Annotated in this window: 8 protein-coding genes and 1 pseudogene; 3 read left to right on the top strand and 6 right to left on the bottom strand. The window is 60.0% G+C overall.

All coding sequences use genetic code 11. The features are described 5' to 3' along the window. The first annotated feature begins 12 nt into the window (after positions 1-12). The 3 genes from PKE98_RS20910 (at position 13) to PKE98_RS20920 (ending at position 2,265) form a co-directional block, all read left to right on the top strand. Positions 13-1,428, top strand: coding sequence for a hypothetical protein (locus PKE98_RS20910; protein ID WP_271197325.1), 1,416 nt, complete (start codon positions 13-15; stop codon positions 1,426-1,428). A 199-nt stretch (positions 1,429-1,627) separates the two neighbouring features. Further along, positions 1,628-1,984 (top strand): BON domain-containing protein, encoded by a 357-nt coding sequence (locus PKE98_RS20915; protein WP_271197326.1) that lies wholly within the window; start codon positions 1,628-1,630, stop codon positions 1,982-1,984. Positions 1,985-2,067: 83 nt separating this feature from the next. After that, a complete protein-coding gene (locus PKE98_RS20920) occupies positions 2,068-2,265 on the top strand; it encodes a CsbD family protein (RefSeq protein WP_271197327.1) in 198 nt (65 codons plus the stop codon). Positions 2,266-2,902: 637 nt separating this feature from the next. On the opposite strand, the gene PKE98_RS20925 is transcribed toward PKE98_RS20920, so the two are convergent. The 6 genes and pseudogenes from PKE98_RS20925 to PKE98_RS20950 form a co-directional block, all read right to left on the bottom strand. Continuing rightward, on the bottom strand, positions 2,903-4,351 hold the full coding sequence (locus PKE98_RS20925) for a rhomboid family intramembrane serine protease (protein WP_271197328.1): 1,449 nt from the start codon (positions 4,349-4,351) through the stop codon (positions 2,903-2,905). A 123-nt stretch (positions 4,352-4,474) separates the two neighbouring features. Next, complete coding sequence (locus tag PKE98_RS20930; RefSeq protein WP_271197329.1) at positions 4,475-4,771, bottom strand: DUF2845 domain-containing protein; 297 nt, start codon at positions 4,769-4,771, stop codon at positions 4,475-4,477. Positions 4,772-4,809: 38 nt separating this feature from the next. Further along, on the bottom strand, positions 4,810-5,121 hold the full coding sequence (locus PKE98_RS20935) for a DUF2845 domain-containing protein (protein WP_373877893.1): 312 nt from the start codon (positions 5,119-5,121) through the stop codon (positions 4,810-4,812). A gap of 108 nt (positions 5,122-5,229) precedes the next feature. Beyond that, positions 5,230-8,217, bottom strand: a complete 2,988-nt coding sequence (locus PKE98_RS20940; RefSeq protein WP_271197330.1) for a DUF748 domain-containing protein — start codon at positions 8,215-8,217, stop codon at positions 5,230-5,232. Between the two features lie 124 nt (positions 8,218-8,341). Beyond that, entirely contained in the window at positions 8,342-9,358 is a 1,017-nt protein-coding gene (locus PKE98_RS20945; RefSeq protein WP_271197331.1) for a class I SAM-dependent rRNA methyltransferase, read from the bottom strand. A 139-nt stretch (positions 9,359-9,497) separates the two neighbouring features. Then, positions 9,498-9,700: pseudogene (locus PKE98_RS20950) on the bottom strand (IS481 family transposase); the annotation flags it as partial.

Genomic DNA, 9,700 nt, shown 5'->3' on the forward strand with positions numbered 1-9,700 from the left:
AACGCAGCATTCATGGAAAAGAGTCTTTGCCACTACCATCCCGCCCAGCCCGCCACCTGGCTGTGCCGCTCCTGTCCTCGGCATTACGGCGACTGCTGCACGCCGCTCAATGACGAGGCGCCGGAAGAAACCCCGACCTGCCCGCTGTGCGCCAATCGCCTAGAGTTTCTCGGCGCCGCCAATACAGCGCAGCCGTTCTGGGAACGTATCCCGACATTTTTCGCCTACGGCCTGCAAAGCGGTCCCTTGGCGTTCAGTGCCTTGCTCGCCGTCGCCAGCTTGTTTATGCCGGCCTCACTCATTCTCTGGGCCGTGTTGTTCAGCATCGCCACCAAGTACTTCTACAGCGTGATAGAAGTCAGCAGCGAGGCGCAGAAGGCAGCGCCGACCTTGGCTAGCGCGTTTACCGGTCCCGGTTTTAGCCTGTTCTTCAAGCAGTTGGTGGTGTTTATCCTGTGTTTCGTTGCGCTGTGGATAGCCAGCGATTTCGACAGCGAGGCGTTGTACTGGCTGGTGAACATCAGCCTGTTGCTGGTAATGCCCGCCAGCATCATTCGCCTGGCCCTGGACAAGACGCTGGGCGCGGCCCTGAGCCCGGAGGAAGTGGGGCAGGTCATCAAAGCCATGGGCTGGCGTTACCTGATCCTTTGCGCGTTTCTGTTTATCCTCTGGCAGTCGCCCAGCTGGGTCACCCTGATGCTGTCCCACGGCTTGCCACGGGTGGTGCTGTTCCCGATAGCCGCATTCCTGTTCAGTTATTTCACCGTGGTGATGTGCGCGATGATGGGCTACGCCGTGTTCCAGTATCAGGGCGCACTGGGTTACGCGATTGCCGAAGAAGACAGCCACAACGGCTATCCGAAAGCCGAATACCAGCGCCGCCGGGCCCTGGCCGAAGCTGAAATCCGTATCAAGGAAGGGCAGAGCGAACACGCCCTGGAAACCCTGACACAGGCACTGGAGCGAGCCCCCGAAGACCTCAAGCTCAACGAGCGCTTTCACCAATTGCTCTTCAACCTCAATGCCAAAGAGCGCTGCCTGCGTCATCTGGCCCACTACCTGCCGCTGGCCACTCGCAGCAGCCCGGCATTGGCCTCTACGGCGCTGCTCAATGCACGAAAAATCCAGCCCGACTACCTGCCGGACGACCCCCTGGTGTGCGAGCGCATTGCCGCCGCGCTGTTGGAGCGCCACCGCACCCGCGAAGGCTTGAGCCTGCTGCGCAACCTGCATCAGCGCTTTCCGGACTATCCGCATATTCCCCGCGCCTATCTGCTGGCCGCGCGAGGCTTTGCCGAGGGGCTGGGGCAGGTAGAACCTGCGCAGAAGCTGCTGGCGTTCGTCCGTGGCCGGTATCCACAGTCGCCGCTAATGGCGGAAGTGGACACGCTGCAGCTGATTATCGACCGAATGGCGACCAATGGTTGAAGGTTCATGCAGATTGCATGTAAGCGAAGCGGCTAACTTGCAATCTGCACGATGAGTCAGGTTTGCTTGAAAATTTAAGTCATTGATAAATAACGAATAATTAATGTTTTAAAAGTTGGCACACGCCTTGCGATATCTCCTATGAAACCGCAGCCAGGACAGGTGGCGGAATTTTCGAATGAACTAGGAGTGAGACGTTATGAATAAGCCTTTCAATAAATTCGTTATTGCAGCTGCCACTGCCGGTGCCCTGCTGTCCCCTCTGGCATTCGCTGATGTAGCCAACTCCCACAGCGCTCCGCTGATGATGGCCGCTACTACCGATACCGCTGAAGAAGCAGTGACCGACACCTGGATCACCAGCAAGGTCAAATCCACTTTCGTAGCCGATAGCGCACTCAGCGCATTGGACATCAAGGTTGAAACCAACAAAGGCGTGGTTTCGCTGTCTGGCGTCGTGAAAAGCGATGCTGAACGCGACCTGGCCGTGGCCAAGACCAAAGGCATCAAAGGCGTGAAGGCGGTTTCCGCCGACGGCCTGAAGTCGGCTGAGTAATCAGTCGACCGCCTGAAAGCATTCCCTCAGGCGTTCCGGACCACCGGTGACGCCTGATCCGCCCAGACACAGGAGGATTTGTCATGAATTCCGACGTAATCAAAGGCAAGTGGAAACAGCTCAACGGCAAGATTAAGGAACGTTGGGGCGACCTGACGGACGACGACTTGGATGTCGCCGAAGGGCATAGCGAATACCTGGCAGGGAAACTTCAGGAGCGCTATGGATGGACCAAAGAAAAGGCTCAGGATGAGCTACGCGACTTCTCTAGTAAGTTGTGAACACAAATAAAAAGCCCCCTTCATTGGGGGCTTTTTATTTGTGTTCAACGAACGGCTTCCGGGGCGTCGGCCATGCGGCGTTGCTCCTCGCTTTTGATGCTCACGTACTCGAGTACGCTGCGCTCAAAAGCTCCGGGGCGCCTGATTCGCTGGCGCTCACCCTTCGGGCCAGCCTGCGGCTGTTACTCCCACTGGTCGTTGGTCCTGACCTTAGCCCGAAACCCTCGACCGAGTGACGGCCCCAATCGAAACGGCAACGCATCTCCCTGTAGGAGAGGCTTTAGCCTCGAGCTCTTGATCTCGCGATACCTCCCCGAATCGTGGCCGCTTTTGTAGAAGCGAGCTCGCTCGCGAACCCTGGAAACGGCATTCACCACCGAGCGGTGCAGGGTTCGCCAGCAAGCTGGCTCCTACGGTTAACGCTTCCGAAACCCTCGACCGAATAACGGCCACAATCGAAACGGCAGCGCATCTCCCTGTAGAAAAGGCTTCAGCCTCGAGCTCTTGATCTCGCGATGCCTCCCCGAATCGCAGCCTCTTTTGTAGGAGCGAGCTTGCTCGCCAACCCTGGAACGGCATTCACAACCGAGCGGTGCAGGGTTCGCCAGCAAGCTGGCTCTTACGGTTAACGCTCGTGCTAACGCGCTATATGCTGCTGATAAACCCCCAACTGCTGCGTCTGCTCTGCATCCGGGTACACGGCGCGCAGGAATTCGTGGAGTTCACTCACGCTCCTGCGGTCGTCTTGCTGCCCGAGCAGTTTGGCCAACTGCAGTGTCAGCGCCGGCAACTGCGGTGGGCGGTTGCGGGTCTGGATGAGTTTGCGCCAGGCAGACAAGCCACGCGTACCGTCGCGGGCTTGCAGCAGCCTTTGCAACAGGTGCAGTTGCACGGCGGGGTGTTGCAGCAGGGAAAACTGGGCGCTGTCGTCGGTCAGGCGTTGCAGTTGCGGCAGGTTGGCAGTGGCCGGGGGCAGGGCGAAGAACTGTTTGAGCACGGCGCTTAGCAGCACTTTGTCTTCGCGGCTTTTGGCCACTGGGTACAGGCGTTCAAGTAACAACAGGCGACCGGGATAGCGGTTGAGCAGGTCAACGCCTCGGGTAGCGGCTTGTTCCAGGTTGAAGTTGCTGATCAGGTTGTCCAGCGAGGCCACTTCGCGTTTGAACGGGGCGTCCGGGTCTTCCTTGTTGAGGTAGGCTTCGTCGACGTTCAGCTTGCCGATCTGGCGCGGCAGCCACACGGCAAGAAAGCCGGCGCCCATGCCACCCAGGTGCGCGTAGTAGTTGACGTGATCGTCGGCCAGCAGCAGGCCGTACAGTTCTTTGCCCACCCAGATTGGCAGAATCCACAAGGCCGGCGCGCGGAAGTAGCCAAACATTGGCCCCAGCCAGTAGAAGAAATTGATACGCCGCAGGCCGTATATGCCCAGGTACATGCCCATCAACCCGGCAATCGCCCCGGAGGCCCCGATGCCTGTCACCCATACCGGGTCCATCACCCACCACAGCAGGTGCGAGGCCAGGCCGCTAAGCAGATACAGCCCGATATACAGCACCCCGCCCAGCGCTCGTTCCAGGGCGAAGCCGAAGATAAACAGGAACAGCATGTTGCCAGCCAGGTGGCCGAAGTCGGCGTGCAGGAACATGGCGCCGAACAGGCCCTGTACGGTGAACTTGGCCGGGATAAAACCGAAGCGGTAATGGCTCATCTGATTGCGCGCGGCTTCAGCCTTGGCGCGAGCCGCTTGCCAGACAGGGTCGTCCTGGTAGGCGGGGGTGTAATGCAGGGTATTTTCGAATTGCAGATCGCCGAGGATCGCGGCCGCCAAGTGTATACGGGGTATGGCCGTCAGCGATTTGCGCTCCTGCTCATCCAGCTCGTTGCGGCTGCTGAACGATTCGATAAACAGTGCTTTCTCGCGGTTGAGCAAGCCGCCGTCAAGGTAGGCCTTGACCGCCACCTCCTCGCGCGCGCTGTCGCCGCTCTGGTAACCGAAGTAGATCAGCGTGTTGAGCAGAATCAGCAGCAACGTCAGGATCGGCGGTTTTTTCCAATCCAGCGGGTGTTCGGCGGGGATGATGAGCACGCAGGGTCTTCCTTGATTCTACGGTCGGTCGATTGCTAAGTAGGGCGAATACCGCCCCAGGCGGTATCCGCCGCTAAGTCGCAACGGCGGATATCCACAAAGCGGATATCCGCCCTACGTGGATCAAGCGCGTTTGCTGTCGATGCGTACCAGTCGCCCGCCTTCAAATCGGAGGAAATACATCATCCCGCCCTCACGTGGGCCATACACCCATTCCTGCACTTCCACTTCGGTGCTGCTGGAGCCGTGGCGGGTTTTCTCGTAGCCCACCACGCTGCTGCTGGCCGGAGCGCCGCACTTGGTTTGCACTTCAACGGTACGGTCACCCTCGCTGGCGATGCCGTTGTCGCAACGCAGGGAGGCGTGGCTGGCAGCAGCGAACGCCATGAGTGGCAGGCAGAGTAAAAACGACTTTTTCATGGCTGGGCATCCTGTCCAGTTTGTTTATAGAGGAGCGGTTAGCCGCCCCGTTTGGAATCGATATCAACCAGGCGATTGCCTTCGAAACGCAGGTAGTAATACATGCCGTTGCGCGGACCGTAGGCCCACTCTTCTACCGGCACTTCGCTGCGTTCGCCGTAGTAGCCGTACACCACTTTGTTGGCCACCACGCTGCGGCTTATCGGTGTACCGCATTTGTTTTCCACCTCGAGGGTACGGTCGTCCATGCTGACCAGATTGCTGCCACAGCGCAGCGTCGCGGAGGCGAACACGTTGCCGCAAAGGGTCAGGCCAAGCAGGGTGAGGGCGTAAAACAAGGAAGCTTTCACGGAGGCTGTCCGAGGGCGATGTAGGCGATAGGCTACACCCGTGTATCGTCCCTGTCACACAGCAGAACAGTGCCGGAGCCCCTGTGTAGAGGCACCCGGCCGTGCACTTTATTCGCTGTCGAGGTTTAGCGGCGAGGCCACCCGGCCGTTGCTTTCGGCTTTGCCGAGGCTGACGTCCACCATGTAGATGCGCTCATCGGCCAGGCCGCCCTTGCTCACCAGATAATGCTTGATGGTGGCTGCGCGGGCCTGGGCCAGTTTGCGTAACAGCACTTCGTTATTGCTCCAGTTGGCGAGGATATCGGCACGCAGTTTGGCGCTGCGTTCGTCGTCGCTGAGCTCTTTCCATTCTTCCGGCGGCTGCTTTTTCAGACGGGTGCGGTAAATGCCTTCGAGCATCGGCGCCTGCTCGTCTTCCGGCACCTCCAATAGGCCGGCCTTGGCCGGCACCTTGTCGCCACGGCGTTGCAGCATTTTGTAGTAGATGTACTGGTATTCGCGGTGCAGACGCTGTTCGGCCAGCAGCGGCCCATCGGCCTTCGCGGCGCTCAGGCCTTCCACTTCCAGACGCAGGTTCGGCCGTTGTTTCAAGGCTTCGGCCAGGGTATTGAGGCCACCTTCGGCAGGGCCGTCCAGGTTGCTTGCGCCCGGCGCGAACTGCACGGTGCTGATATCCACATCCGAGCCGCCGGACACCAGCCCGGCGATAAATTTGAACGGCGCCGACACCGCGCGCAGCACCAGGTTGCGCAGGGTTTGCCACACGATTGGCATCACGCTGAATTGCGGATTATTAAGGTCGCCGGACACCGGCAGCTCCAGTTGGATCTTGCCGTCGGTGTCTTTGAGCAGCGCCACCGCCAGGCGAATCGGCAGGTCGACGGCGTCGGGGCTGTCCACCTGTTCACCCAGTTGCAGCTTCTCCACCACCAGCTTGTTCTCGGCGTTCAACTGGCCTTTCTCGATGCGGTAATGCAGGTCGAGATTGATCCGCCCCTTGCGAATACGGTAACCGGCGAACTTGCCGGAGTAGGGCGTCAGGGTGGTGAGTTCCACGTGTTTGAAGCTGGTGGTCAGGTCCAGCGCATCCAGCGGCTCGAACGGGTTGAGGCTGCCGACAATGCTCACCGGCGCGTAACGGTCCACCTTGCCCTTCACATCCACCTTGGCGGCTTGCGGCTTGCGGTTGTCGAGGGTGCCGATCTGGCCGTTGAGTTGTTGAATGGCGGTGCCGAAGTTGGGCTTGAGGCTGAAGTCGGCGAAGTTGGCCGAGCCGTCATCAATGCTGATGCCGCCGATATGAATGCCTAACGGTTTCCCGGCCGGGTCCTGCTTTTTCGACGCGGGCGCCTTCCCGTCGGCCGGTTGCGCAATCACCAGGTCGCTGACGTTGGTACTGCGGTCTTCGTTGATCATGAAGCGTGCATAAGGCTGGGCCAGGCTGACTTTCTCGATCGCCAGACTGTCGCCGTGCTGGTAATCAAGGCCGTCCAGGGTCAGTTGCTTCCACTTCACGAAGTCGCGGCTTTTCAGGGTGTCCAGCGTGTGCAACTGATTCACCTGCGCCCGCCCGGTCACGCTGAACGCCAAGGGTTCGGTGCTCTTCAGGTTCACGGCCAGGTCACTGCCCAGCAGGCCGCTACGCAGTTCAAGGCGCACAAAAGGCTCCAGATAGGACTGCGCTACCCGCAGGTCTATGTCCTGGGTGGTGACCTTCAATTGCGCGTTAACCGGGTTCAGGTTCACCTGCCCGGCGGCGGTGAGCTTGCCCTGCTTGCCCAGGCCCGTATCGAGCTTGAGGGTGAAGGGCGAGCCATTGAGGCTGTCGAATTTTTCCAGGTCCAGGTTCAGCGGGCCTACATCCAGCGCCACCGGGTCTTTGGGGACGCGGTCGGCCAGGTGAATGCGGTAGCCGCGCAGTTGCGTGTCTTGCAGCAGCACCTGCCAGGGTTTGGCGGGCTCGGTGGGTGCCGGTACTTGCTGGGCGGCGACTACATTGGGATCGGTCTGTGGGGTGGGGGCGGGAGCCTCGGTGCCTTCCGGCTGCTCGGCAACCGAGTTGGGTGCCGGCTCGACTTTCTTGTTGATCGGTTTGCTGGCAAACAGCTTCTGCCAATCGAGTTGCCCGTCTTTTTCACGAGCGGCCCAGGTTTCCAGGTTCTGGCTGCGGATTTTGCCAATGGTCACCAATTGCTTGGCCAGGTCCAGCGAGGTTTCGCTGACTTCCAGGCGTTCCAGGTTTACCAGAGGACGGTTGTCGACGGCCTTGATGGCAAACGGCGCCACGGTGATGGCGGCGTTGGTCAACAGCAACTGGGTGCCCTTGCTCAAATCCAGGCTGTAGTCGGTGCTCAGGCTCAGCGTTCCTTTTTCCAATACCAACGGCACCGCGTCGCGTACGTACGGCCAGAATGCCTTCATGTTGCCGTCGGTGATTTTCAGCTGGCCGCTGGAGGTGATGGGCGCAAGGCTGACCTTACCGGTCCAGTCGACCTGCCCGCCGTACGGCCCTTTGGCTACCAGCGTCATATCGGCGTTGTCTTCGGGCAGGGTGCTGAGATTTTTCAGCTCCAGGTTCAACGAGTCATACACAAACTGCACCGGCTCGCTGGGGCGCAGGTCGGCAAACTGCAGGGCGCCTTCAATCAGCTGCAGGCGGTCCAGTCGCAGCGGGAAGGGCTTGGCATCAGGGTCTTTGACTTCGGGTTGGGGGCTGGCCGGCAGCTTGAACAACTGGGTCAGATTCAGCGTGCCGTCTTTACTGAATTGCACCGCGGTCTGGGATTTTTCCAACTCAACATCAGCCAGGTGTAAAGCACCGGTCCACAGGCTATCGAGTTGCAGGTTGGCGTACAGGCGCTGAAAACCGATCTGGTCGGCCGCCGGTTCGCCGATATGCAAGCCCCAGGCGCTGACTTCGAGGCTGAACGGGTTGAGCTCCAGCCGCTCAAGTTTGGCAGGCACGGTGGCCATTGCCGCCAATTGCTGGTTGGCGATACGCAGGGCAATGCCCGGCAGAATGAGAAAGCCCAGCAGGCTGTACAAACCAAGGGCAATCAGCAGGGCGCCGACGGCGCGTTTCAATCCTTTGGGCATGGCGACGCTTCAACTTTCCTGGCAAGAAGTGGCTTGGAGTATGGCACGCGTCTGAGGTTCGGCGCGTGCGCCACGTTTCCTTTGTAGGGCGTGCATGCAAAGCCACGCACAACACCAGCAAATGCTAGAACTGCAGAATCAGTGTCTTGAGCGGCGGGCGGCCATCGCTGGACGGGAAGTCCGCCGCCGGCGGCAGCACCTGCCACTCCCGCACCGGCCGGCCGAGCTTGTCGGCGCAGCGCAGTACTTGCTCACGCCAGTCCTCCATGGCGACCTTGGCCAGGTTGTTACAGCAAATCAGCACACCTTCCTCGGCCGTGGTGAGAATCGCCGGTTTCAGCAGGCTCTGGTAATCGCGCAGCAGGTCGACGGTGCCAAAAGCGCTCTTGGCCCAGGCCGGCGGGTCAAGCAGCACCAGGTCGTACTGGCCTTGCTCCAGGCGCGGGTAGCTGGGCAGTTTTTGCCCACGGCGCTGGGTAATAGGCAGGCCGGCCAGTTGGCGAATGGCGGGAAAGTAATCGGACTGGATGAACTGCATGGGCGCCAACGTCGGGTTAAGCGCGCTATTTTCCTTGCCGACTGCCAGATTGCCCTCGGCAAAATCCAGATTGCACACCTCGCGAGCACCGCCCGCGGCCGCACTCAGGCCAACGCCGCACGTATAAGCAAACAGGTTGAGTACACGCTTGCCGGCGCTATTGGCTTTCACCCAGCCGCGCGCGTTGCGCAGGTCCAGAAACAGCAGCGGATCCTGCCCGGCATGTCGGCCGCGCACGCGGTAATTCAGGCCCCATTCGTGACCGATCATATCGACCAGCGCCTGGGGCTCGGCCTTATAAACCGCGTCGCTGCGATCAATACGCGAGTTGGTGCCAGAGCGGTCGTTGTAGACCAGCAGCAAATCGAGGTTCAGTTCGGCATTGATCAGCGCATGTGCAGCCAACAGCGCATCGCGTTCCAGCGCTGTGTGGAAGCTTTGCACCAGCAATTGCGGGCCGTAGCGGTCGATGGTGAGGCCCGAGGCACCTTCCTGGCTGCCGTGGAACAGGCGATAGCAGTCTGTGCCTTGGCTGTGCAGCTCAGCCAGAAGCGGCTGACGAGCGAGGAGGGCGGCGCGCAGCGCCTGATCGAGAGAAGACATGCGCGACGGCTCGGGAGGATGAAAGGGGCGCGCAGTTTACCACCGAGAGTTTGACGTTGGGCTCTCGTAGGGTGTGCTTTGTGTTCAGCCGGGGGACATGGTAAACACCTGTCGGGAGACATGGGTAACAGGTTGATGATCATGTTGCCCGCTGTCTCAGGTCTATCTGACGCAGTGCTTTGTTGATGAAAACCACATCGTAGACGCCATCTTCGGCAGTGGCGCGGATGGCGACTTTTTCCCCCTGTAAACCGCCGCTCACGAACACGTTCAGTCCTTTGAAATACACCTGCCCTGTCTGGCGTACTTTCACCACGTGATCGCCCGGTTCGTATTCGATTG

It is taken from the genome of Pseudomonas turukhanskensis (assembly GCF_027922365.1).
GTDB classification, from domain to species: Bacteria; Pseudomonadota; Gammaproteobacteria; order Pseudomonadales; family Pseudomonadaceae; genus Aquipseudomonas; species Aquipseudomonas turukhanskensis.